23 protein-coding genes are annotated in these 25753 nt (G+C 47.6%); 1 reads left to right on the forward strand and 22 read right to left on the reverse strand.

Annotated elements, in window-relative coordinates; all coding sequences use genetic code 11:
- A complete protein-coding gene (locus tag QP794_RS08785; RefSeq protein ID WP_285075863.1) occupies positions 1–1794 on the reverse strand; it encodes a vWA domain-containing protein in 1794 nt (597 codons plus the stop codon).
- 536 nt (positions 1795–2330) lie between these two features.
- On the opposite strand from QP794_RS08785, the gene QP794_RS08790 reads away from it, so the two are divergent.
- Entirely contained in the window at positions 2331–3263 is a 933-nt protein-coding gene (locus QP794_RS08790; protein ID WP_285075864.1) for a C1 domain-containing protein, read from the forward strand.
- Between the two features lie 234 nt (positions 3264–3497).
- Here QP794_RS08790 and QP794_RS08795 read toward each other — a convergent pair whose 3' ends face one another.
- The 21 genes from QP794_RS08795 to QP794_RS08895 all read right to left on the reverse strand — a co-directional run bounded on the left by QP794_RS08795 (position 3498) and on the right by QP794_RS08895 (position 25625).
- Positions 3498–5069 (reverse strand): DEAD/DEAH box helicase, encoded by a 1572-nt coding sequence (locus tag QP794_RS08795; RefSeq protein ID WP_285075865.1) that lies wholly within the window; start codon positions 5067–5069, stop codon positions 3498–3500.
- Between the two features lie 475 nt (positions 5070–5544).
- A complete protein-coding gene (locus QP794_RS08800; protein ID WP_285075866.1) occupies positions 5545–6996 on the reverse strand; it encodes a SulP family inorganic anion transporter in 1452 nt (483 codons plus the stop codon).
- Positions 6997–7737: 741 nt separating this feature from the next.
- On the reverse strand, positions 7738–9408 hold the full coding sequence (locus tag QP794_RS08805) for an ABC1 kinase family protein (RefSeq protein WP_024632798.1): 1671 nt from the start codon (positions 9406–9408) through the stop codon (positions 7738–7740).
- A complete protein-coding gene (locus tag QP794_RS08810; RefSeq protein WP_024632799.1) occupies positions 9409–9786 on the reverse strand; it encodes a phasin family protein in 378 nt (125 codons plus the stop codon). It abuts the gene before it with no gap.
- A gap of 74 nt (positions 9787–9860) precedes the next feature.
- Complete coding sequence (locus tag QP794_RS08815) at positions 9861–10499, reverse strand: ThuA domain-containing protein (protein WP_024632800.1); 639 nt, start codon at positions 10497–10499, stop codon at positions 9861–9863.
- 35 nt (positions 10500–10534) lie between these two features.
- Positions 10535–11257 (reverse strand): SDR family oxidoreductase, encoded by a 723-nt coding sequence (locus tag QP794_RS08820; RefSeq protein ID WP_285075867.1) that lies wholly within the window; start codon positions 11255–11257, stop codon positions 10535–10537.
- A 273-nt stretch (positions 11258–11530) separates the two neighbouring features.
- Entirely contained in the window at positions 11531–12367 is an 837-nt protein-coding gene (locus QP794_RS08825) for a uroporphyrinogen-III synthase (protein WP_024632802.1), read from the reverse strand.
- Positions 12368–12496: 129 nt separating this feature from the next.
- The gene (locus QP794_RS08830; protein ID WP_285075868.1) at positions 12497–13702 is read right to left on the reverse strand and encodes a GerAB/ArcD/ProY family transporter; all 1206 of its coding nucleotides are present in this window, start codon (positions 13700–13702) and stop codon (positions 12497–12499) included.
- A 54-nt stretch (positions 13703–13756) separates the two neighbouring features.
- Complete coding sequence (locus QP794_RS08835) at positions 13757–13978, reverse strand: hypothetical protein (protein WP_079347782.1); 222 nt, start codon at positions 13976–13978, stop codon at positions 13757–13759.
- Positions 13971–15170, reverse strand: coding sequence for a Ger(x)C family spore germination protein (locus QP794_RS08840; RefSeq protein WP_285075869.1), 1200 nt, complete (start codon positions 15168–15170; stop codon positions 13971–13973). Before QP794_RS08840 ends, QP794_RS08835 begins: the two co-directional genes overlap by 8 nt.
- A 4-nt stretch (positions 15171–15174) precedes the next feature.
- On the reverse strand, positions 15175–16758 hold the full coding sequence (locus QP794_RS08845) for a spore germination protein (RefSeq protein WP_483311887.1): 1584 nt from the start codon (positions 16756–16758) through the stop codon (positions 15175–15177).
- A 181-nt stretch (positions 16759–16939) separates the two neighbouring features.
- Positions 16940–17926, reverse strand: a complete 987-nt coding sequence (locus QP794_RS08850) for a siderophore ABC transporter substrate-binding protein (RefSeq protein WP_285075870.1) — start codon at positions 17924–17926, stop codon at positions 16940–16942.
- Positions 17927–17965: 39 nt separating this feature from the next.
- Positions 17966–18724, reverse strand: coding sequence for an iron ABC transporter ATP-binding protein (locus tag QP794_RS08855; RefSeq protein WP_024632808.1), 759 nt, complete (start codon positions 18722–18724; stop codon positions 17966–17968).
- Positions 18718–19680 carry an iron chelate uptake ABC transporter family permease subunit gene (locus QP794_RS08860; protein WP_483311893.1) on the reverse strand — a complete coding sequence of 321 codons (963 nt, stop codon included), beginning with the start codon at positions 19678–19680 and terminating at the stop codon, positions 18718–18720. Before QP794_RS08860 ends, QP794_RS08855 begins: the two co-directional genes overlap by 7 nt.
- A gap of 11 nt (positions 19681–19691) precedes the next feature.
- Positions 19692–20636: an ABC transporter permease gene (locus tag QP794_RS08865; protein ID WP_285076458.1), complete on the reverse strand. Its 945-nt coding sequence runs from the start codon at positions 20634–20636 to the stop codon at positions 19692–19694.
- A 238-nt stretch (positions 20637–20874) separates the two neighbouring features.
- Positions 20875–21210, reverse strand: coding sequence for a hypothetical protein (locus tag QP794_RS08870; protein ID WP_285075872.1), 336 nt, complete (start codon positions 21208–21210; stop codon positions 20875–20877).
- Positions 21211–21258: 48 nt separating this feature from the next.
- Entirely contained in the window at positions 21259–21960 is a 702-nt protein-coding gene (locus tag QP794_RS08875) for a pirin family protein (protein ID WP_285075874.1), read from the reverse strand.
- Positions 21961–22190: 230 nt separating this feature from the next.
- Positions 22191–22601, reverse strand: coding sequence for a DoxX family protein (locus tag QP794_RS08880; RefSeq protein ID WP_285075875.1), 411 nt, complete (start codon positions 22599–22601; stop codon positions 22191–22193).
- 39 nt (positions 22602–22640) lie between these two features.
- Positions 22641–23501, reverse strand: a complete 861-nt coding sequence (locus tag QP794_RS08885) for a M56 family metallopeptidase (protein WP_285075876.1) — start codon at positions 23499–23501, stop codon at positions 22641–22643.
- Position 23502: 1 nt separating this feature from the next.
- On the reverse strand, positions 23503–23919 hold the full coding sequence (locus QP794_RS08890) for a BlaI/MecI/CopY family transcriptional regulator (RefSeq protein ID WP_024632815.1): 417 nt from the start codon (positions 23917–23919) through the stop codon (positions 23503–23505).
- Between the two features lie 242 nt (positions 23920–24161).
- Positions 24162–25625 carry a catalase gene (locus tag QP794_RS08895; protein WP_024632816.1) on the reverse strand — a complete coding sequence of 488 codons (1464 nt, stop codon included), beginning with the start codon at positions 25623–25625 and terminating at the stop codon, positions 24162–24164.
- Positions 25626–25753 lie beyond the last annotated feature (128 nt).

Consider the following 25753-nt stretch of genomic DNA (forward strand, 5'->3'; position numbering starts at 1 on the left):
TTATACCAGATACTCAATTAAAATGGTCTTGTCCGCCTGTTGCAGCGGGATGCTCAGTCGGTCACCGTTCTTCAGTTCAACGCCTGAGCTTGCATCAACGGCACGGCCGGATTTCTCCAACGTTCCGCCTGCGGTATTACGGATTATAATTCGATCCCCATTGCTGGGTGTAAATACATATTTTTCGGTTTCCTTCAATTCAGGGTCCAGCTGTAACAGCTGATGCAGATGGAATCGGCCCCGGAAGGAAGCCAGCTTTTTATATTGCGGATACGACTTGTCTCCTGTGTTTTCATCCCGAATTTCAATAACCATCTGCCCAACAAATCCGCGGTTTTTGCGTTTTAGCCAGCCCATGAGGAACCAGCCTCCAACAGCTACAACGACCAGGGCAATCACGCCAAGAATAACGGGTAACCATGGGAATGCTTTATCCTGTTCGCCAGCAGAAGCCGTAGGTTGATTTCCGCTTCCGGCTGCTCCACCCGCATTGATCGTGATTGGAGCACTTTCCCGGTAGAAGCTGTCCTCTTCTGCACGGATAACAAGCTCATAGTTATGGTTGTCCGGCACTTCAAACGTTCCGGCGAACCCGGTTCCCGTGTTTTCGAGCGGTTGTTCCACACTTTTGCCTGTATCCAGATCGTTTACGACCAATGTCGCCTTCATATCGGCGTACAGGTCATTATCCTGCAGCGGTTGTCCCCCATTCTCCAGCTTGGCTGTCAGATCGACTTTGTCGCCCTTTGTATAGGACTTGGTCTTAATTGGGTCCACGACGAGCTGGAGATCATAGTTGAACAACAGGTTGATATCAATGCTGTCTTTGGGAGCCCCTTTTACCCGAAGTTTCCAGTCGCCTTCCTGGGGTTTAAGCAGCTTCACCAAGGAATAACTCTTGGAAGTCGAGAGCTTGGCTGCATCCGAATTCAGATCCACGGCTTTGCCGGAAGGATCGGTTAATTCGATCTGTACTTGTTTTGAAGACATGATCGAAATATTCGCTTCCAGTACACTGTCGTTCGGTACGTTCACGGTAACTTCCTGATAACTGCCGTTTCCTGTAATGGAGGGCAGCTTCACCACATTCAGTTTGGCATGATCCGCAAAAATTTCACTCAGAATCTGCGGCAGATCATCCGGCGTATCCGTAATGAAGGACTTGCCTCCAGTCTGTTGTGCCAGATCTGCAAGTGCATCCTTGTTCAGTTTACCGTCTGCGTTCAATCCAATCGTATAAACGGGAATCCCTTGATCCTTTGCTTCCTTGACGGCCTTTGCCAGATCCGCATCGGACTGAGCCTGAGTGCGGCCTTTGGTTTTGTTAAAATCATTGTTGCCGTCAGCCAGCAGCACGATCATTGGCGAGTGAGACTTGTCAGCCCCGTGGTTCAGCACATTCACCGCTTCAGCTACTCCGACAGAAATATCGGTATAGGGACCTCGGCCCAGCTGATCAATAAAATCTTTCAGGCTGCTCTTGTCCGCATCGGACTGTATCTCCAGCAATGCCTTTTCCCGCTCCACCTGATCGGTGTAAGCGACAATCCCTACCTTGTCCCCCTGGACCGGCAGCATATCAATAAACATTTTCATGGCTTCATTGCTGATCTTGTCACGGTCACTTGTATTCATTGAATTACTTACATCGGCTACAAGTACCGCATCGATTCCACTTGTCTGTGCCTGAGCCGCTGCAGCATGTGGCAGCAACGCCTGAGGTAGCAGCAGCGTTAGAATTGCCAGCAGAACCAGAGTTCCGCTGAGCCAGCGTATTTTGCTTGTCCGCAGCATTAGGTGTACTCCTTCACGTTTGAGATTAAAATGGGAATAGTTTATTATAGGCGTCAAGCCTTAAGGAAATCTTAACAGTCTACTAATAAATTCTGAAAAGCACCCCTATCTTCAGTTACAGTTTTGTAATGACTGACAAAAATCGACGTTCTTACGTCTTAATCTGTCACTAAAGTTCCAACTATGGAAATATGATATAGTTATTGCCAGTAAACTGCAATATAACGACGCTTGATCCGTAAACATTATCGTTTATAAAATGAATATAAGCATCACACGTTAACGGAGAGGGCAGAAAGGTTGTTCTGCCATCGAAATGACTCGGGTGTGCAAACAATAGTTCATCTTATAATATAAGCAAAATGATCAAGCCATAGAAAGGAACGGATTATGGTTACATACGGATGCCTCGCCATATTGTTTCTTTTTGTCATGATAAAGGGGATTGCGTTCCTGCTTCATCGGCGCAAACCCGTTTCCCGGGAAGATGCAGATCGGACCCTCTACACTATTCTGAATGGCGAGCGTGATTGAGCATGAGTTCTAAACAAGTTGTATCCATCAGGCCTTTTATAAGAACGACGCATGCGTTTCAAAAGTTGCGTGTCTGCAAGCGGTGCGGACAGTATACCTGTCTTTGGGAGGATCAGTGTACCGCCTGTGGGCGGGGCACACTCACTTCAGCCGAAGAAAGCGCCGCTTCCCACGTGAAACGCCGAATTGTACGCGACCTGTTTATCACGGTAATACTAGGTGCGGCTGCTACTTATTTCGGCGAAACGATTGATCAGTCCATGGCAGCGGCCAGCGTCTCCCTGCTGCTCCTCGCTGGACTGATCTTCATGCAAAAGCGATCTTTCCAGATCGAACAGCAGCGAGAATTCAAACGAATGCTTCGTCAGGATGAGGAAGCGATTCGTCAAGGCATTAACCGGAATTGGGCCCTTGTCGCAGAAGCGCGCAAGCAGGATGAAGCGCTCGCCTACGAAATGCTCAGGGAGATCGGCTCACTCGTCTACAACGACCGGATTCGTCTGCAGCAGGTTGCGTTGCTGCAATCCTTCGTGCTGCGCAGCGATATGGATCTGCAGCTCAAGCCTCTGCTGCTGCGCAGCTTCGAGCGGCTGCTCGCTGAATATATCGGTGAAATCGCACGGCTGAAGCCGGAATTAATTCGCGAGGATGCGATCCGGTATGTCGCCACATACGAGGTTAATATTTTGCAGCTACACAACGGCATTCAGATCCTGACAGCTGTCGCCGCCGCGGCTGTACGCAAAAGTAAATATATTGAGTTGTTCCCTAGTCTTATTACCCGCTACGCCCGCTTTATGCCCAAGGATCGTTTCATGCGACTCTATCAAACTCTGGAACTGTATCCGGGTAAGGCACGCGGTGGTCTGGCGGAATCGGTGGGTCGGGTGTATAACGAGAAATATCGGGATTCATACGCAGATGGTCATGTGTAAAGCTGTTGAATATGGACTCGAAACGTAAATTAGTGCAAACTCAATCCCTGTATATAGACGACCTGAAATCCGTTCACCCCTGCATGCGTAATGGAATTACGCGTGACATCGTATCATTTTTATCATATAAGCTTCGACGAAAAAACACCCCATCCTTAGGTCTAGGATGAGGTGTTTTGATGTTTGGAAAATATATGACGTTCTTCCAGACTACCCGCTATGAGTTTTTATCTTTTACCGTCCGCGACGAGAATCGCGGCGGTCGCTCTTGGCTGGACCGCGTCCTGCGGAGTCCGGCCGACCTGCGCGCCCCTGCTTGCTTGGGCCGCCTTCGCTGCCGCGCCCGGAGCTGCGTTTGTCGGCGCTACGGCCGCCCCATCCGCTGCTGCGCTCATCGCTGCTGCGACCTGCACCGCGCCCGCCTTGACTCGCTGTGCTGCGACTGCTGTCGCTGCTGCGCGCGGAACCACGGCCTGCGCTGCGCTCGTCGCCACTGCGGCCGCTACTACGAGCACCGCTGCGTCCACCTTCACCGCCGCGGGAACCACCACGACCGCCACGTCCGCCTTCACTGCGACCAGCGCCGCGACGAGCACTGCCTGTCCCGGCGGAGCGTCCGCCAGAACGTTCTTCATCACCCTGACTGTTGATGGAACGTCTGTTTGCTCCAGTTGATGCTACCGGACCTTCGCTCGTCCACTGGATACGGGAGAGCTTCTGATTGGTGCCTTCCTCAATACGAGCAAGCTCTGGTCTGTCATGCTGTGTTGCAAATGTCACGGCAAGGCCCGTGCCGCCAGCACGACCGGTACGGCCGATCCGGTGGATATAGCTTTCCGCATCATGTGGCATATCGTAGTTGAATACATGCGTTACGCCTTCAACATCCAGTCCGCGTGCCGCAACATCCGTAGCAACAAGGATTTGCAATTTCGCATCCCGGAATGCTTTCATTACGTTCTCACGCTTGGATTGAGACAAATCACCATGAAGTTCATCGCTCGCATAACCTGCTTCACGCAGATCTTCATTCAGCTTGGATGCACGGCGCTTGGTGCGGCAGAAAACAATCGCCAGGTACGGGCGATACGTATCAATCATGCCGCGAAGTGCCTCAAGTTTGCCACGATCCGTACACTCCAGCACCTGCTGACGAATCTGATTGATCGGAATCACAGACTTGGAGGATACCTTCACATCCTCCGGATCTTTCATGTAGTTCTTCGCCAGGTTGCGAATGCCTTTCGGCATCGTTGCTGAGAACAGCATCGTCTGACGTTTGTGTGGCAGTTCACTAAGGATAGTCTCTACATCATCCAAGAAGCCCATGTGCAGCATTTGGTCGGCTTCATCCAACACCAGTTTTTTCACATTGTCCAGCTTCAACGTGCCACGACGCAGATGGTCCAGGAGACGTCCCGGCGTACCAATCACGATCTGTGTACCGTTTTGCAGTTTGCGCAGCTGTTTGTCCACATCCTGTCCGCCGTATACCGCGAGAACATGCAGTTTATCGTCGTTTGCAGTCAGCTTCTTCGCTTCTTCCGTAATTTGCAGCGCCAGCTCACGCGTAGGGGCAATAATCAGTGCTTGCGGCGAGCGGTCGGATACGTTAATTTTCTGAATAATCGGCAGCAAAAAAGCAAGCGTTTTACCTGTACCCGTCTGCGCCTCAGCAATAATATCGCGCCCACCCAGCAATACCGGAATCGAACGTTCCTGTACCGGAGTCGGCACGGCGATGCCCTGTTGTTTCAGGATCTCGCACCATTCCGGGCGAATGCCCAGTTGTTCAAAGTTTGCCAATCGTTACACCTCTGTATATTCATTTAGATAAGTCCATTTCATAATTGCTTTCACTTGGCTTCAATCAAGACTAGTTTTCCGTATATCAATCATGATTATGAAATGAATTTTTTAAAAAGCAATCGGTCCGTTGCTCTTCTTCTCCATACCCTGTAGTTTACACGTTAGTCAAGCAAAACAAAAGGGGATTGAACGTTACTTTCCTGCATTTGTCCACAATTGTCCCTGATCATTGTGTTTAAAGCGTTAACGAATCATGCACACCTTATACTGTGGTGATGGTACCCTTTAAAATTGTAACGAATTCCAGCCACGTTATTCCAGGCTGATTTAGCGAGAAAATGCAGATAACGAAAGAGGCCGTCCCGTCATGTTCCTCCATGACTTGCAGGACAGCCCCTTATCATTCATCCATGTTACTCATCTAAATTCATCCATTTACATATTAAGCTCACTTGTTCATCTGTATAAGTTATTAGGAACCGTGCCCTTGTGCCGTAGCAAATCCGCTCTTCTCAAGCAAACGGGAGCTTTCCTCGTTCAGTCCGCGCAGATGCACCGTTTTGCCCAGCTTCGCATATTTGAATTTCACTTTACCAATGGCAACAACCGCCGTGTTATCCCAAATATGTGAGCCTCCAAAATCAATCGTGATCTCCTCCGGATCTGCCTCGGCATTGAACTCATCGACGAAACGGGAGGATGAACCGAAGAAGAATGGTCCGTAGACTCGATACACCTTCTGCCCTTGTTCCTGATTGGCCTGCACGCGAATCTTGGTCTGTTTCCAGCCAAAATGCAGCACACTGAGCACAACGCCGACCATAACACCAATCGACAGATCATGGGTGTAGACCACAATCGCTACCGTAACGACCATAACAATAGCTTCCGCCCGTGGCACACGCGCAATATTTTTGATGGAGCTCCAGTCAAACGTACCGATGCACACCATAAACATGACGCCGACGAGCGCACCCATCGGCACCTCTTTCACCACACCACTGAGCAATAATAATAATATGGCCAGGAAAGCCCCAGCCGTAAATGTCGATAATCGACCTCGGCCACCAGACTTCACATTAATAACCGACTGTCCAATCATCGCGCAGCCGCCCATGCCACCGAAAAGGCCATTAACAAAGTTGGCAATCCCCTGACCGCGCACTTCCCGGTTTTTGCTGCTCTTGGTTTCGGTCATTTCATCCACAATCGTTGCAGTCAGCAAGGATTCCAGCAAACCTACCAGAGCCAGCGTGAACGAATAAGGCAGCAGAATCATTAGGGTATTAAGGGACCAGTCGATATTGGGCAGATGGAACATCGGCAGGGTACTCGTGAGATTCCCCATATCACCTACGGTTTTGACATCCAGATTCAACAGCGCCGTAATGATCGTCATGATCACAATAGCAATCAAGGGAGCCGGGACGCTTTTGAAAAAACGCGGCAAAATATAAATGATCGCCAGCGTACCCGCTACCATCGCATACATGATCCAATTGGCACCCGTGAAGTGGGTCAGCTGTGCCATAAAGATCAGAATCGCAAGAGCATTCACAAATCCGGTCAGTACCGAGTGGGGCACAAACGTAATAAACCGTCCAACCTTAAAAATCCCCAGAATAAACTGAATGATACCCGTCAAAATCGTAGCGGCAAACAAGTATTCCACGCCATAATCCTTGACGAGTCCGACCATCAACACCGCCATCGCACCCGTTGCCGCCGAAATCATACCTGGCCTTCCGCCCGCAATCGAGATCACAATGGCAATTGTAATGGAAGCGTACAAGCCGACCATCGGATCAACGCCTGCAATGATGGAGAAGGCAATGGCTTCTGGAATAAGGGCCAGCGCTACCGTAATGCCTGCCAGCACGTCACCGCGAATGTTACCAAACCATTGTTGTTTTAACGTATTCATATGACTCTTGCCGTTCCTCCTACGTGTATAACTTCAAATTTGTCTTCGCCTGATTTGCAATGGAACGGTTCGTCACTGATCAACCACGACAGACAGCACAAAACAGCGGGATATCCTCCCACAAAATGAATCTATACGTGCCTGCATTGCATGATTTCCCATGATTCAGCTAAGTTATCCGACATCAGGTCTGAACATGTCATTATCCGTTCCAGTGAGCACCACGTTATTCCATTGCTACTTCCAGGTTTCTTGCCTTCGAGACATCGTGAGCCGATCATAATGCCTCTTGGTTTTCCCCTCTCAGAAAAACCGGGTCCGTTAATGTACTGACCTATTATTATAGACATAGAAAGCGATATGTACTAACACAATTAAACTGAAAAATCAGGAGCAAATCTCGTATTTTCTTAAGCTTGCGTTATTTTACTCCAAGATACTCTTTCTCAAACAAACTTTTCTCAAAAAATCTGTTGCGACTCGACTCTATCCTTTAGCCTGACGGTTTTTCTTTATTAAAAAAATGACCAGATAAATTATAGCTAAGATTCCTGTAGCTGCTAGACAAACCATTATGGCACTCATGGTTATGGTCCTAGCAATGATATAATACGCAAAAATGCCGGTTAAAAACGATAAAATCAAGTTACTAGGCATCTTTTTCAAACAAACCTCACCCTTTCAAAAAAAATAACCCGTAAAGATCCTTTTAAAAAAGTCTCTTTACGGGTCTTATTGTTGTTAAAATCTTCCCGATTTGAATATCGAATACAGCAGGAAGGCCACCATCAGAATCGCCACCAGGAATCCAATCTCAATGACCGGAATATCCCACAGCATGGTTGACTGGTGACTGATCGAAGAACCGATGATCAACCCGACCATAATGATACAAAATGCGAGCAGAACAATACTGAAAGACAGCCGATTACTGACCTGGTCCATTCTTCGCATGAGCGCATCCAGTTCAGGGACACTGATCTCCAGCCTTAGCTTGCCTTTGCTAATGATGGAGGAGAGCTGTCTTAGCTGTCCAGGCAGACCCATGACACTCTCAGCCATATCCGCAGCACTGCGGAACAGACGATTCTTGATCCTTCCGGGATTGAAGCGTTCCTTGATCAGCTTTCGACCAAAGGGTTCTGCCATATCCACAATACTCAACGTAGGATCAAGGTGTTCGACGACGCCCTCCATCGTGAGCAGCGATTTACCCAGCAGCAAAATGTCGGCAGGCATCACAACCCTGTGTCGCTGGGCCACGCCGAACAGGTCATTCAGCGCTTGACCTACGCTAATTTTGGAAAAGGGAATATCGTAGTATTTGCTGCGGAGCTTGTCCAGATCGCTATGAAGCCCACGCAAATCCATATCATCTGGCATCATGCCCAGCTTCTCAATCGCCCGGATCATGCTGTCCGTATCCTTGCGCATCAATCCGATAATGAGCGAAGCCAGATGCTGCTTCATCTCATCACTCAGGCTGCCCACCATACCGAAGTCGATAAAGGCAAGCCGGCCATCCTTCAACACCATCAGATTGCCCGGATGTGGATCAGCATGAAAGAATCCATGAATGAAGATCTGATTCAACAACGAATCCACCAGTCTCTGCGCAATGTTATTCAGATCATGCCCACGCTTAATCAACTCGTCACGATCATTCAGCTTAATGCCTTCGATGTACTCCATCGTGAGCACACGAGAAGAAGTTTGATCCCAGTAGATCAGCGGTATTTTCACTTTGTTATCCTGCTGATATTGCTGTGCAATCTTTTCCGTATTACGACCCTCGATCGTATAATCCAGCTCGGCCATCAGTGCCTGGGCATACTCTTCTACCATTTGCGGGATCTGATATTGCTTCACCCAATCCCAGCGCTTCTCCGCCATGGCTGTCAACTCTCGTAAAATATCCAGATCGCGCTGAACAATACGCGAAATGCCAGGTCGCTGGATTTTAATGGCTACCGCCTCACCGCTCTGAAGTTTGCCCAGATGCACCTGTCCGATACTAGCCGCAGCCACAGGGGTATCCTCGAACCGGGAAAAGATCTCCTCCAGCGGTGTATCCAATTCCTGTTCCAAAATACCCCGTGCCGTCTCCGAGGAAAACGGCGGGACCTGATCCTGCAGCTTCACGAGTTCGCGGATGACAGACTCCGGCAACAAATCCGCCCTTGTGCTTGCGAGTTGCCCCAGCTTGACGAAAGCCGGCCCCAGCTCCTGCAGCACAAGTCTAATGCGCTCACTCAGTGTTTTGGTAGTGGGTGCCTCACGCGACATCCATCGCCGGGGTATGGCCAGCAACTGGAACAAGCCCAGCTCCTCGACCATATAACCGAAGCCATGACGCACCAGCGCCATGGCAATTTCCCGGTATCTGCCGACATGTTTGATTCGCACAGCCATCTACTCGATCTCGTTTCCTTTGAGAGGAGGAACTTCAAGTGGAGCTGGGGATACATCAGGTTGAAGCTGTGGTGTGTGACCCAGTTCCGCAAGTTTTTTCTCAAGGACGGTAACACGCTGTTCCAAACTGGTTACATCACTCTCGGATGGAACGCCCACTTCCTGAAGGACACGCTTGACCTGTTCGTGAATCATTCTCTTGAACTGGCCCTGCTCTTCATCGCCCCGTTCCATCAGCCGTTCGACCAACGCTTTGGATTCACCGGGCGCAAGTTCCCCGCGCTTGACCAGATCATCCACGGTCTTCTCAATTTTCTCCTTGCTTACAACAGTAAGACCGAGCCCTAACGAGATCGCCTTTTTGAACAAATCGCTCATTCTTGTCATCCTCCTCTTCGTTGATCTCTATAGTATACCCCTTAAATCACCTACTCACAAAAGAGACGGTCCGGCTATACGTAACGCGCAGCCCATTTTCCTGCCTGCAAAATTAACTGACGATAGGTTTCATGTGCAAAAGAAGGTACATGATGTCCCGGCATAAGGTAAACTATGCGTCCAACACCATATCTATGTGCCCAAGCTGCGGGCTTCGGCCCTTCTTCGGATTGATACTCAAGCAGAACTTTCGTTTCGGCAAATGAACCGAATTCGAACTGATAAGGCTCTTCTTCCATCGTAAAGCCCGAAATACCTTCAGTCACCGGATGACTCTCCGCCGTTACTGTGAACTCCAGTGGTGCATATGGTGGATGATGCAGGAATTTGGCACCGACCATCTGCTTCAGCTCATAACGATTTTGGAGCGAAATTCCGTTATGTATGATGACCAGTCCACCACCATTACTAACATAGGACAATAAGCCTGCTGTCTGCTGTGGAGAGACTTTCCCCTTCCAATCGTCCATGTAACAGATACACACATCAAATCCGGTTATATTTTCTTGCAGCAGCATGTTGCGATTCTCACTGCATTGCACAGTCATAGTATCGTGAAAAATCCGACTGATCTCCGCGTCCACACCTTGCAGCGGATGCCAGTCCGGATGAGTATAATCACCAAGTAATAACGCTTTTTTACGATGATCCATCATTAAAAACTCCTTTCAAATTACCTATAACAGAATTACCAAGGAAGGGTGTCCCCCTTGTAATCTACATACGTGGGCTGATCTCCCCTAAACTCCTTATGGCGATCAATGAGTGCTGTAATATACTGAGCCGATTGATCTGGCGTAAGATCTGCAGCGGTATTCAATTCCCCGCTCATATAACTCTGTACCCAGCCGGGATGAATCAGCATCACCTGCCCACCCTCATCCTTCAGACCATTATGCACCAGGCGGGCCTGCATATTTAGCGCAGATTTGGACATGCAATAGGCAAACCATCCATCTCGGCTGCACTGCTCAATACTGCCTGCCTCCGAAGATATATCGACAATCAGCTTATTTGTCCCTTGAAGAAGGAGGGGCAGCAGGGCATGAGTCACACGCAATGTCCCCAAGGTATTTACATTGAATACTTCTGCCATCTCCGCCATGTTTAACGGTCCGCGGATATGATCCGTAATACTTCCTAGTATAGCCGCATTATTGATAAGCATATCCAAATGCTCTGTATCCAGCTTAAGTGTCTCCGTGAACAAAGCTACAGATAGATCATCCGCAATGTCCAGTTCGATGGCGCGTAAATGTTTCGGATAGGCATCCGTCAGAAGACGAATCCCTTTGGACTCTTCCATGTCCAATCCTGCCGCATAGACGATATAACCTCTCTTCAGCATCTGCGCCGTCAGAGCCAACCCCAGTCCCCGGGCCGCCCCGGTTACACATACGGTTTTCATCATGCTGTCCCTCCCTCGCAAGCTTAATCTGTCTTTAATTCATTCCACATTATTATCCAAAAACCTTTAATTATGAATGGGTACAAGTAACTTCACGACCAAAGTCTCAGGAGAATCCCTATCCATCAGAGTCGTTCAGCTTATATAAAATGTCCTTCACAGAAACAGGAAACAAAAAAGTTCTGACCCCTATCGTCGGATCAGAACGGAAAACACTTCGTCATCTTAATATACGTTTCATTTAATGTTTCATAATGAGTCTAGGCGGGATCAATATTAAGGCAGAAGCTGAGCCTTGTCCGCAGATCTGGCAGCGTAATAACGCCCCAGTTCAACAATGAGGGCCCCCATCTTCTCATCTTCCGGGACCACAAGCGCCTCAATACCTTCTTCACGCATCGCGTTTGCTGTAACCCTGCCCACCGAAGCGGGCACCACACCTTGACGGAAGGCTTCCTGCATAGGTCCAAGCTTTCCCTTTGACGCTGCATATTCGACCAGAAACCGCACTTGCGGTCCACTTGTAAACGCGACGGCATGCACCTCATGCCGCAAAATTTCATTCAATAGCTGTTCAAGCTCGCCCTCTTCCGGCGGGACGTGGCGATAAGGGAGTACCTGACGAACCTGAGCGCCCTGATCCTCCAGCCATCTGACCAGCTTCGGTGCTGTCTCCCCGTGCAGCTGCAACATTACCTTCTTTCCCGCAAGATCATGAGGTGCGAACTCCCGAATCAACCCGTCTGTGCTGCCATCATCATCCCGCACCAGCGGAGTCAATTTACGCTTTCGCAGTGCATTGACAGTTTTGTACCCTCTTGCTGCAATCATGGAATCCGATAATACGTCCAGCAATTGATCCGCGATTTCCATATCCTCAGCCATATCAAAAATAGCATCCAGTCCCATCCCCGTCGTCAATACCGTCCAGTCTGGCGGGTCCGATATCCAGGATACCAGTCCGTCCCGAATATTACGGTCATCCAGAAAAACAGTTCCCTGTGCAGGTCGGACAAGCGGAATACCGCCCATTTTCTCAACCAGCAAGGACATCTCTTTCGATTTTCGTGGTCCTGTCAGTGCTACGCGTATACCCGCCAAATGTTGAGCCATCTATGTTCCCCCCGTTTATTCAGCCGAATGTCATCAGTCTGACTACAGTATACAGGGTACTTCTTTGGAGGGAAACCGAGTTTCCCCGCTTTTCGGACGTTCATCTATAACGATTTTTGATGGGATATATCAGGAAGGCTGTAATTCTCCACCCTGTGGTCCTTCACGTTTCCCTTTGTCAGACTCATCTCGTTCCTGAGCTGCTTTTTCTTTTTTATCCTCTTTTGGCAGCTGCTTTTGCTTCTGACTATCCGCTGCCCGTTGATCATTCCTGTCTTTTTTGCGGGGGCGAAGGAACACGAAGAGTATGATGGGAAATAACACCTCGAACACAATCCCAATCCATGTCCACTCCCTTGTAAAACGAAAGAGCTCAATCGCATTTTTAAAAAACCAGAAAGCACATACAAGACCTACCAAAGCCACGGGTCCCGTCATCACTTTACCCGAAACTTTTGGGATCATCCGTTTAAGTCCCCAACAGACAAAGTACAGATCAAACGCAATTTTTGTAATTAACGTAGGTAGAGTTGCCGCTGCCAGTGCAAGATCGAACCGGTCAAGGAAATCACTGATTTGCAGCTGCCTTGCCAGCTCATAGGAAGGATATACTAACCTCGATGCAATCGGTACCCCCACCGCCAGGATCGTTTCGGTGATGATCAATATCATTAATAAGGCTGCGATCGTAATGCCCCAAAGGACTGATTTAAAACGAAAGTCACTGCCTTTGACTACAAAAGGTATTGCAATCATCTCTCCGAAAAAGGAGAATATGTACCAGCTTCCCTTGCCAACACCGGCAACATCGATGTCAAAATACGGCATGAGATTATCCATGTTTATTTGCTGAATAAGCATGAAAGGCAATATCAACGAATTTAGCAGAAACAACGTAACATACAGCTCAGACATGCCAATTAAGGATCCTAGCCCTCCCCTTACGATAAAAACAGCCATCACTAACAGGGATACTACAATGATAGATAGAGGCGTTGTTTCTAGCAGTGTGATACTTACGTAATCACCGATGAGACGGATATCACGGGCAAATATAAAGAGAAAAAACAGGATGTACAGCAAGCCTGTCACACGCCCCAAAAAAGGAAAACGTCCCACCAGCGATTCAAACAGATCCTGATTGGGGAATCGGCGCTGAACACGGCTTAACATCCAAAGTGATGCTACCATGACAAAAAACACAGGGATGTAGGATAAATAAGCATGCTGTTCAGCATAGTAAATGGCTTGCGCATGGGGCTGCATCAACGTACCTGTAATACTGAGCAGCATGATGAGCAGCACCAACTGACGACCGGTCACTCCCTGATTCATGCAATACCTCCTTTCTATCTTATCTTTCAAGCTTCGAAATTGGTTGAAGTAGCCTTAAGGTAACGGCAGCCAACGCTGAATCAAATGGGTAAGCCATGTAGTAACAAAGACTGTTTTGCTCAAATGCGTTACATAAAACCAAATCCCGGCGCTGATTACGATCAGACCGTAGGATAACCAGCGATTAATGGCCGCTGCCTGCTTCAAATGTTTGAAATCCATAATAATTACGGCAACGACTACACCCAAATATGTGAACAGCAGCGGCTTAATCATGGACGATATCCTCCTCATGCAATCCAAACGGTTTGTTGATAACCCCTACATTTTCAATAACAATATGTGGCTCCACACTTACTTTCACATCCGGATAAATGTCATCCCAGCGATCCTTTAACTTGTCCCACTCTTTGGGCAATTGCTGATGAATGGAGCGACCCAAACCCAAAATATCGGCAGGATATTTTTTCTGAATCAGCCTTACCCCCTCCAGAATGTCATCTTGGATTTTCTGATGTATTGCTTGATTCAGGTTCTTAATCTCTTGCTCTCGCAGGTCGCCGTAGTTCGACTCGTTGTCTACAACAACTCCCTTGGCATACAGTTTAATCGTCACCGATACTTTTCCATTTTTGATATGAGGATGCAATGAGGAGTTGTTTTCGTTCAGTTTAATAAAAATATCACCACTCCCTCGAGGAGCCTTGACCATAATTTCAGGCTCGTTAGCTTCACCCATAGCCAGTATAAGTGCACCAGCAGGCTCTTTTTCAATCATGCCTATCAGTTTGTCCTTCTTAAAGATAGCGATTCCATCCAACTTGATGTTGGTCTTAACGTCCTTCCAGTTGCCCGGCACATTGTCAACGGTCGTGGCAACAGGTAGAAACGGCTCCACCCCTTCGGAAAGAATCGCATCCGTAAAGGTCTTGAGAGTACGCGGTTTGCGCATATTCAGGAAGCACAATTCCCGCACCATTTCGGAAGGAAACTTCTCAATTGGTGCATCGGTATCCAGTACCTTGTATGCCGGGCCTTTGGTGATAATCGGCAGAGCAGAGAAACGGTTCAACGGGTATCGTGTAAGCAAATCCAGCATAGGAGCAACACCATCACGGGCAAGCGCTTCTCCAATCAGCATGGTACGTCGATGTGCATAATAAAGCTCACGAGAGAGTGCCTTTTGGCTTTCAATAGATGTTCCACGCAGAGTTTTGGCCGTATTGGATAACATGAACCAGGATTTGTCACCACTTGTGCCCCCACCACCACCTTCACTTCCAGAGGAACCAGACTGACCGGGAAGGGCAATTTGCAGACTGGTTCTGTAATTATCCGCTTCCTTATCGATAGCCAGACCAATGACAAAAGCGATATCATTAATCTCCTTCCGATCCCAGCAACCTGATATAAAAATAGTACATAGGAGCATGATGGCCACGGCATGACGTTTGTGGATAAAGAACATGTGTTTACCACCCCTCCTCAGCATCAGGTGAGCCATTAATTTTCTCATTCATACGCTTCTGGTCACGGTGCACCGTTGAGGGACGATGGATCATGTTCCACCAAGGTGTACGAATAACAATATCCTTGGTATCCGTTTTACTGTACGGACTGAGACCGGACAGATAAGGCACACCGAAGGAAGTCATTTGTGTCAAATGCACCGAGATCAACACCAGTCCGAACACAATGCCATACAAGCCAAGCGCTCCGGCAAGCAGCATGATGGGAAAACGCAGCAAACGAACCGTAATGGCAAAATTAAAGCGAGGGATCGTAAACGAAGCAATCCCTGTCATGGATACGATAATAACCATGGGAGCAGAGACGATTCCCGCTTGAACAGCTGCCTGTCCAATGACAAGAGCCCCCAGAATACTGACGGCCTGACCTACCGTTTTGGGCAACCTGACCCCCGCTTCTCGTAAAGCCTCGAAGGACAGCTCCATAATGAGGGCTTCGACCAGTGCTGGGAATGGAATGGCCTCCCTTGCCCCCGCAATACTCAGGATCAGTGTTGTTGGTAACATATCCTGATGGAACGTTGTAATCGCGATATAAAGCGCAGGCAGGAATAACGCGATGGCAACAAACAAAAATCGAATCCACCGCACCAGATTACTGATAAAGAACAGTTCGTAATAGTCCTCACTGGCCTGAAGCATCTGCCACATGGTCACCGGGGCAATAAGGGCAAATGGGCTGCCATCTACAAAAATAGCAAATCGGCCTTCCAACAGGTTGCCAGCTACTGTATCCGGACGTTCGGTATAATGCATCTGCGGAAAAGGGGAATACGGATGATCTTCGATAAGCTCCTCGATATATCCCGTTTCCAGAATGCCGTCGATTTTAATTTTATTGAGACGTTTTTTGACATCCTTAATCAGCTTGGGATCGGCAATGTCATCGATGTAGGTCAGCACTACATTGGTTTTGGTCTCAGTCCCAATCGTCATGCTTAACATCTTAAGCGCAGGTGTTTTGAGCTTGAAACGAAGCAGAGCTGTGTTCACACGCAATGTCTCCGTAAACCCTTCGCGTGGCCCGCGAATAACCGATTCCGTCTGGGGCTCCTCGACACCACGCCGCACGCCGCCCTTGACGTTGAAAAGCCAGGCCTCCTTGCTCCCGTTGATTAACAACAGCGCGGAAGATTCCAGCACTCCATCCGCTGCGGCTGCCCAGGAATCCACTTTTTTCACCTGCGACAAGGCGATTCGTGTGTCATCGAGAGGAGCAACAGGCTCATCGGTTCGTTGCTCAATCAGGCCGCGAATCAGAGGACGGAGCATATGCTCCTGAATATCTGCTGAATTCACGATGCCTTCGATGTACACCAGCAGGCCTTCTACTTCAGGTGTAATCTTGACATTGCGGAATATGACATCCGAACAATCCGAGAAAATGTCTTCCAGTGCCAGCATATGGCTTTCATGTGAGAGGCCTATCGACTGCCGCAAAATAGGGGGAGACGGCAGCCCCAAAGGGACATGCTTCTTTTTCCCCGAATCCCTTGAACCATCTTTCCCTGATGTTTTGTCCGCCATATGCCGCCCTCCGTTCCTGTTTTTTATACAAGGTAGCTTGTGCCAGATCACACGGAATTATGTGGTCTTTTTGTAAAATATCCAATCATTTTTTTTCAATTCAGGCAACAAAAAAAAGGCCCCTGTGTAAATAACAGAGACCTTAGGGGCCTAATCAAAGTATGCAGCAATCTTCATTTACTTATTGGATGCTCTTGTCCACTTCTTTAATCATCTCTTGAATGGATTCCAGACCACCACCGGACAAGTACCAGTAATCCGGGTCAAGATAAACAATGTGTCCATCTTTAAAGGCATTTGTATTTTTGACCAAATCGTTCTCGATCACCTGTTTGGCTGGAGTTGCTTCACCACTACCTGCAACCACCGCACTCCGATCTACCACAAACAGATAATCCGGATTTTTCTCCATAACATACTCAAATGAAACGCTCTGTCCATGGGTGGATACTTCAATATTTGCATCTGCTGGAGTAAAACCGAACACATCATGTATGACACCAAATCGGGAACCTGCACCATACGCACTTAATTTGCCTTCGTTCGTCAGAACAACCAGTGCATTCTTTCCTGCAGCCGTTACTTTATCTTTTAAAGCCTTAACAGAGGTATCAATCGATGCCAGTGCCTCTTCTGCTTCTTTTTCTTTACCAAAGATCTCTCCAAGCGTCTTCACATTCGAAGTCAGGGAGTTCATATAATCTTCTGTATCTACCGCCATATAAATGGTCGGTGCGATCTTGCTCAGCTCTTCATAGGAGTCTTGCAGTCGTCCTGAGATGATAATCAGGTCTGGCTTCATGGCATTTACTTTCTCAAAATCAGCCTCTTTCAGACCGCCAACATTGGTGTACTTTGCATCGTTATACTTTGCCAGATAAGAGGGAACTCCCTCCTGAGGTACACCGGCAACCACTACCCCAAGCTGATCCAATGTATCCAGCACACCATAGTCGAACACAACCACTTTCTCCGGATTCTTCTTCACTGTTGTTTCGCCAAGTTTATGTTTAATGACGATTTCATCACTGGACTGTTCTGCTGCTGCATTCGCTTCTGATCCTGTGCCACTGCTGGCACCTGTATTTTCTGCTGTTTTACTTCCACCACAAGCTGCCAGAACAACCGACAACACCACAAGCAACGTAAACAACCAACCCTTTTTCATAAATAGACACCTCTCGCTCTCTCTATATTGGTTTATTTTTTAAGCAAAATACACACAAATTTTACGCCCATCAATCCATTGCACAGGGATGTGCATGTCATATACTTTCTGCAATACATCCGTATCAATGATGTCCTCCGTTTTACCTTCCTGAACGACACGCCCGTCTTTGAGTGCAACGATATAGTCTGAGTAACAGGAGGCAAAATTGATGTCATGAATGACAATAACAATCGTCTTCCCCAATTCATCCACCATTTTGCGAAGCACCTTCATAATCTGTACGGAATGTTTCATGTCCAAATTGTTCAATGGTTCATCGAGCAGAATATACTCGGTGTTCTGCGCAATAACCATGGCGATGTAAGCCCGCTGCCGCTGTCCACCGCTTAGTTCATCCAAATATTTTTTGCGGAAAGGAGCCAGCTCCATATAATCGATGGCTTCCTGAATCCACTGCCGATCTTCTGCCGTGAGTCTTCCTTGTGAATAAGGAAAACGGCCAAAAGCCACCAGATCCTCCACAGTCAACCTGATATTTATGTGATTGGATTGTTTGAGTACTGAGATTTTTTTGGACAAATCCTTGTTCTTCCAACCTTCGATCTCTTTTCCTTCGATCAGGACTTGTCCTGTATCCTTGCTGATCAGTCTGGTGATCATAGACAACAATGTACTTTTGCCTGCACCATTGGGGCCAATAAATGAAGTGATTTTCCCTTTGGTAATATTCAGTGATACGTCATCCACTACCCGGACGCCGCCGTATTGTTTGGTTACATTTCTGACTTCTACCACGACTTATTCTCCTTTAGCAGTAAATAGATGAAGTACACACCGCCTACAAAATTGATAATGACACTTACTGTCGTAGCAAAGGTAAATACCCGCTCCACAATGAGCTGTCCACCGACTAATGAAACCACTGCGATAATGACCGAACCCCAGATCAGTACTTTATGACGATGTGTCCGGAATAACTGATGCGCCAGATTCACGACCAGCAGCCCCAGGAACATGATTGGGCCGACCAGTGCTGTGGAGATTGACACCAGAACCATCACAACCAGCAATAACCTTTTCACTATGTACTGGTAATCCACGCCAAGATTAATCGCATGATCTTTGCCGAGGGACAGTACGTCGAGATATTTGGTGAATTTCTGTGCATACAGCAAGATCAAAATAATGGCCACCATGGAGATGATCAGCAGATCCGTATTCACATTGTTAAAACTCGCAAACATCTTGCCTTGCAGCACAAGGAACTCATTGGGGTCGATCAGTACCTCCATGAAGGAGGACATGCTCTGAAACAGCGTACCCAGAATAAGGCCAACGAGCAGCAGCAAATAAATATTTCGCCCCCGTTCTCTACGGAACATAAACTGATGCAGGAGTAGAGCAAACAGGGTCATTAACAGGACAGATACCGCAAAGTTAAGATTTTTGTTCACAAAGCTGATATGCGTGCTCCCAAACACAAACACGGCAAAGGTCTGAAACAACATATACAGGGAGTCAAGCCCCATAATGCCAGGCGTAAGAATTCGGTTGTTGGTTATCGTTTGAAAAATGGCAGTGGAGTACGCGATGCAGGCACCCGTGAGCACAATGGCAAGAATCTTTTTCCCTCTGCGAGGCAAAATATAATCCCAGTTGCCCCCGGATTGAATGACCAGAAATACACCAATCAACAGCACTGCGGCTGCAATCAAAATGCCAAACTTCCAGGTATTTGCCGTATACTTCATTCTCATGATCCCTAAGCCTTTCTTCGAAGCAGTAAATACAGGAACAACACGCTGCCCACAACGCCCACAGTCAAACTGATGGACAGCTGATAAGGATAAATAATCAATTGACCCAGAATATCGCAGACCAGGACAAAAATCGCACCGAGCACTGCCGTATGAGGCAATGTATCCCTTAAGTTATCGCCCTTATACAGCGTTACAATATTCGGTACTACAAGACCGAGAAACGGGATTGTACCTACGGTGATAATGACGACAGCTGAAACCATGGCAACCAGAATCAGCCCGAAATTAACCACTTTTCGATAAGCCAGTCCAAGATTGGTTGAGAAATCTTCGCCCATACCCGCAAGTGTAAAACGATTAGCAAACAGATAAACGATAATAAGCAGCGGAATACTGATATAGATCAGTTCATAACGTCCCTTCATAATCGTGGAGAAATCCCCCTGTAGCCATGAGGACATGTTCTGGATCAAATCGTTTTTGTAGGCAAAAAAAGTCGTGACCGAGCTTACAATATTGCCAAACATCAAACCAAGGAGAGCGATGTAAATCGTATCCTTGAATTTAACTTTCTCCAGTATCCGCATAAAGATTAGCGTTCCAGCCAGTGCAAAGGCAAAAGCGACCAGCATTTTTTGCAGTGGAGAAGCACCAGGAAACCACATCAAAGTAACAAGGATACCCAACCTGGCGGAGTCCATTGTTCCGGCCGTTGTTGGAGAAACAAATCGGTTGCGTGTCAGCTGCTGCATGATCAGTCCAATGACACTCATACTGATTCCCGCCACAAGGATGCTGATTAAGCGGGGAAAACGACTGACTTGTAACACCTGAAGCTGGACTGGGGTCAAATGAAAAATATCCATAGGCGAAATGTCTGAATTGCCAATAAACAGGTATACGATAGACAAAAAAGCCAGTCCGATCAACATATAGCCTAACTTCATCTCTCTACTAATCCCCTCACCATTAGCCGTAAACAAATGTAGCTGCTCTACTTCATATAATTTGATATTGATACTCATTATCAATTAAAATAATTATATCGATAATCATTTCGTCATGTCAATCTTCTTCTGCTCTCTTTATCTAAATTTCATAAAACAACCTGAACACATATAATTCAAAATTAATTGTATATAAGGAAAAAGACCTTCCAATTGGAAGGTCCCATTAATGATTCATTTAGTCGGCAAAATAATCTTCAGGAACATAGCGTATCTCAGATTCCGCATATATGGTCAATGTATGGCATTCTCCATCATAATGCACCCGGTCTCCCTGAACGTAATACCAGTGCTTCACCAGGGGTTGACCCTTGCGCTGTACAAAGCGAAACACGTTGAGCTCCTGTCTGAGCTCCATAATGCTGTCCACCACCTGTTGTTCCAGACCCGTAACGGTAAAAACAAATCCCGTTCCCTCTCTTTGATAACGATAGGACAACGAATCGATTTTGCTGTTCACCAGCCCACGCCCAGTCACTGCATGCTTAACCATAAACCATTCCTGCTGCGTCATAAAGTACATCCTCCTTTGGATCTTGGAGTTCCATTCCATTTCGGTAAATTAGGGCAAATCGATTAACATATAGAAGGCGTCCTCGCTTGCATCCAAACTCATCGATGTCGTCTGCTCCACTCGAGCCGTGTCCCCTTCAGTTAACTGATGCTCTCCGTTCAAGCCAAGCTTTCCTTCAATGGCAAAAATGTACATACGGCGATCTTCTGCCTGTTCATATGTTAACGTCTGGCCTTTAGCCAATCGGCCAAGATAGATGGTCATATCCTGTTGAATGGATGCGATACGCGCCCCACCTTCAGGCGATACCACGGGTACAAGTGCTCCCCAAAGTGCGTCTGGATCAAACGAGGTCGTCTCGTAAGACGGCTCCAACCCTCTTGTATATGGCATGAACCAAAGCTGTAATATACGTACTTCTTCGGTATCCGAAGCATTGTGCTCGGTATGAATCATGCCAGTACCTGCTGACATGCGCTGAATTCCACCAAATGATGTAACTGCCACATTGCCCAGGTTATCTTCATGACGCAGTTTCCCATTGAGCACGATGGATACAATCTCCATATCACTATGCGGATGTGCCCCAAAACCACGGCCAGGAGCAATTACATCGTCATTGGCTACCCGCATGGGTCCAAACGCGGTATTCTCCGAGTCCTGGTATTCACCAAAGGAAAAGCTGTGATTGCCGCGCAGCCAGCCCCGGTCGAAGCTGGAGCGGGAATCGGATGGAATGACGTTTATCATAAAGCGCACCCTCCTACAGGTTCTCTTATTTTTTCTTAGTAGCATACTTATTCTCATTGTACCAAATAGATGGGCTTGTCGTCCAAAATAAAAAGCCTTTTCTCGGCTTGAACGGTTCACGCGTCAATTACACGTAATCCGGTTTAGCGAGAAAAGGCTCTATACAGGAGATATGAGATATACCTGCTTATAAAATGAACTTGTTCCATCCCTATTGGATGTTAGACCCGTTATGCACTCACATTCTGGCGAGTGTTGCCTTGTCTGGAGAAGAAATGATCCACCGCCAGAAAACGGCTGCCTGTGAAGAGCATTGTCAATGAACCTGCCAACAGCAGGTAATCAAGCTCGGTACCACTTATGAACGGCTGTCCCACTTTGGCAGTAAGCAGAACGCCTCCCATAACGACGATGAACAATGCAGCAAATACACGGGTTCCCAATCCCAGAATCATGCCTGCACCACCCACCAGCTCAATGATCGCTACAACAGATGCCAGAAATCCGGGAATGCCGATACTTTCAAAGAACCCGACGGTACCGCTAATTCCACCTTCGAATTTACTCCAGCCATGCAATACAAAGATGAGACCAATCATGATCCTTGAGAAAAACAGTCCAATTTCCACACTTCGATTCATATTCATCTTCCTCCTTGGCGTTTAAGTTCAACGTGAAATTCAACCAATGGACCAAACAAACAAGACAGACAGCAGCAGGATTACTGTGGCCGATATGAATACCGCATAACAGGGAAGCGTCAGCGCAACATCCTGTTCCGGGTCTAATAGACGGGATATACGCACATTTACCGAAGTGTCGGCAAAAGATGATTGAATAGCTGTCTCTCTAATTCTCCAATGTTCAGGGCAAGCCCGGATCAGTTTAAGCAGTGCACTACCAATGCCCGCGGCGTTCCCTGTCCGTTCAATCGCTTCATTGTCAGCCAGAATTTCTCTAATGATATTGTAATGTTTTGACGTATGCTTCAACACCGGAATATACGGCATCATGAAGGCGAATACCGACAGCAATGTCGTCTTGAGTGGATCACGATGCCACAGATGATGGACCTCATGATACACAACCGCTCTTTCTTCTTCAGCATCCAGCATAGTGAGCAGCCCCGTGGAAAGTACAATAACGGGTTTCCATAGACCTATCGTAAATGCAACCGGTGACGGCTTGTCCACCACAATGAATCGGGCTTGTTTCAGATGACGGTATCGCGCTTCCAGTTTCCGAGACAGGGTCCCATCCTCCATCGACCGAAGCTTTCGTACCGCTGCACATGTCTTAATCATCCGATCCAGCAGCAACCAGCCTGTACCGGCAAATGTCAGAATCACCAGCGCCATAAGAACATGGCCTACGGATAACCAGCCCAGTCTGCTCATCCAGTGATTGCACAGCCAGAGCAAGTTAAATGGAATATCCCAACCGAATATTTTGTACATCGCGTACATGAACATCTGCATGAACACGAGTAACGGAATGCCAAACCCGACGGTAAACAAGAGCTTCGAGCGGGCCTTCCACATGTCAATCGCTATCCTTTTTCCATTGCTTAATCTTCTGCTCCAGACGCTCTATCAACCCTGCATCTGCTTCATCCAGCGCATCCAGCATATGATTCAGAGCAAGTGCCCCGAACTCATCCACCAATTCATGTGATAATTCCTTGGATTGGTCGTTCATAAACTCCTCCCTGCTCTGCACCGGATGGTACAGTGACGTTCGGCCCTTCTGCGACTTGCGGAGCAGCTCCTTGTCCACGAGGCGATTCATCACCGTCATGACTGTATTGAAATTAACGTCTTTATCTTGTTCAAGTGCGGTTTGCACTTCGCGAATGCTGCTGCCTGGACGCGTCCATAAAATGTCCATGATCTTCGCCTCCAGCGGACCGAAAAATCGATTCAGCCCACGCTCACCCACTTTAAAATTGTGTATTCTCATATGTTCAGACACCCCTCACACTACCCATTGTAGTGCCAACAAACGAGAAGTCAACCTCTATGTCAGCTATTTATTGTAAATAATTTGTAAATATGTTTTCCATTTCAGAATATCATTTCATTGCACAAGGTGGTTTATAGGTAAAAAAAGTCTAAAGACCGGGCAAGCCTGCTATTCTGCAGTCCTACCCGGTCTATTATAAAATCAATTATTCATTTCTGAAAAAGATGAATTTAAGTGCTTTATTTACGATCCTGTGATGGCATAAATGCGGAGATATCTACACCAAGTCCATGAGCCAGACGACCACCGAGCTGTCCGTCTGCCTGGAAGAAGTGACACAAGGCACGTAACTGAGTCTGTTCCGGAACTGCCTTCAGGTCGTTGATCAGATTATCGAGCAAGTGTTGCTGCTCTACCGCCGTGAAGGAACGGAACAATTCCCCTGACTGTGTATAGTTATCGGTCTTCTCAATTTTCTCGCGCGTAACATGACCCTGTAGCGGAGCCTGACTGTCACGGTATTCCGGTGCTTCCACCGGGCTGTTGCCCGAGCTGTTCGGTTCATAGTTTACCGGAGATGGGTCCTGACTCACATTCATGAGTCCATCACGCTGATGATTGCGAACCGGAGCATAAGGGCAGTTCACCGGAATCTGCAAATAGTTCGGTCCGAGCCGGTGGCGCTGTGTATCCGGATAGGAGAACAGGCGACCCTGCAGCAATTTATCTTCGGAAGGCTCAATACCAGGAACCAGAGCGCTTGGAGAGAAGGCTGCTTGCTCCACTTCTGCGAAGAAATTCTGTGGATTACGGTTCAACGTCATCGTTCCGATGGTCTGGAAAGGCAATACGTCTTCCGGCCATGTTTTCGTTGGGTCGAGTGGATCAAAAGCAAAATCATCCATCTGCTCCGGCTTCAGCAATTGAACCTGCAGCTTCCACTGCGGGTATTGACCGTTTTTGATATGATCGTGCAAATCCCGGGTAGCATGGTTGAAATCCTGCCCTTGTACTTCAGCTGCCTCTTGACGAGAGAAGCCTCGTACGCCCTGAGCTGACTCCCACTTGTATTTCACATAATGAACTTGCCCCTGCGCATTGATCCATTTGAAGGCGTGTACTCCGAATCCATCCATTTCACGGTAGCTTGCTGGCGTACCCAGATCGGAGAACAACCAGGTCATCATATGCGTCGACTCTGGTGATAGTGTCATGAAATCCCAGTAGCGTGCAGGGTCCTGGATATTCGTATCCGGCGCAGGCTTCAGGGAATGGACCATATCCGGGAACTTCATAGCATCACGGATGAAGAAGACAGGTAAGTGGTTCCCCACGATATCATAGTTTCCTTCACGGGTATAGAACTTCACGGCAAAACCACGTGGGTCACGCGCTGTCTCCGGGGAACCTGTGCCGTGAATTACCGTGGAGAATCGCACCAATACGTCCGTCTCTGTGCCAGGGTCTTGCAGGAAGTCTGCAGTTGTGTAAGCCTTCATGCTCTGCTCCAGTGTAAATACGCCATGTGCACCGGCACCTCTCGCATGAACGACCCGTTCCGGTATACGCTCACGGTCAAAGTGGGCGATCTTTTCAAGCAGATGATAATCCTCAAGTAATGTCGGGCCTCTTCTTCCTGCGGTACGGGAATTTTGGTTGTCACCTACGGGTGCGCCCTGATTGGTTGTCATGCGTTCTGTCATATCGTTATCCTCCTCATGTTGGTCTCATGCCTGCTGTATATACTCTATTAAAATCATATTCGACATCGCTTTAAATATACATTTAGACTTGATCTAACTGTTAAAATGATTCTAACATGTCCCACTCG

The sequence above is a fragment of the Paenibacillus sp. UMB7766-LJ446 genome (assembly GCF_030226665.1).
Lineage (GTDB): Bacteria > Bacillota > Bacilli > Paenibacillales > Paenibacillaceae > Paenibacillus > Paenibacillus vandeheii.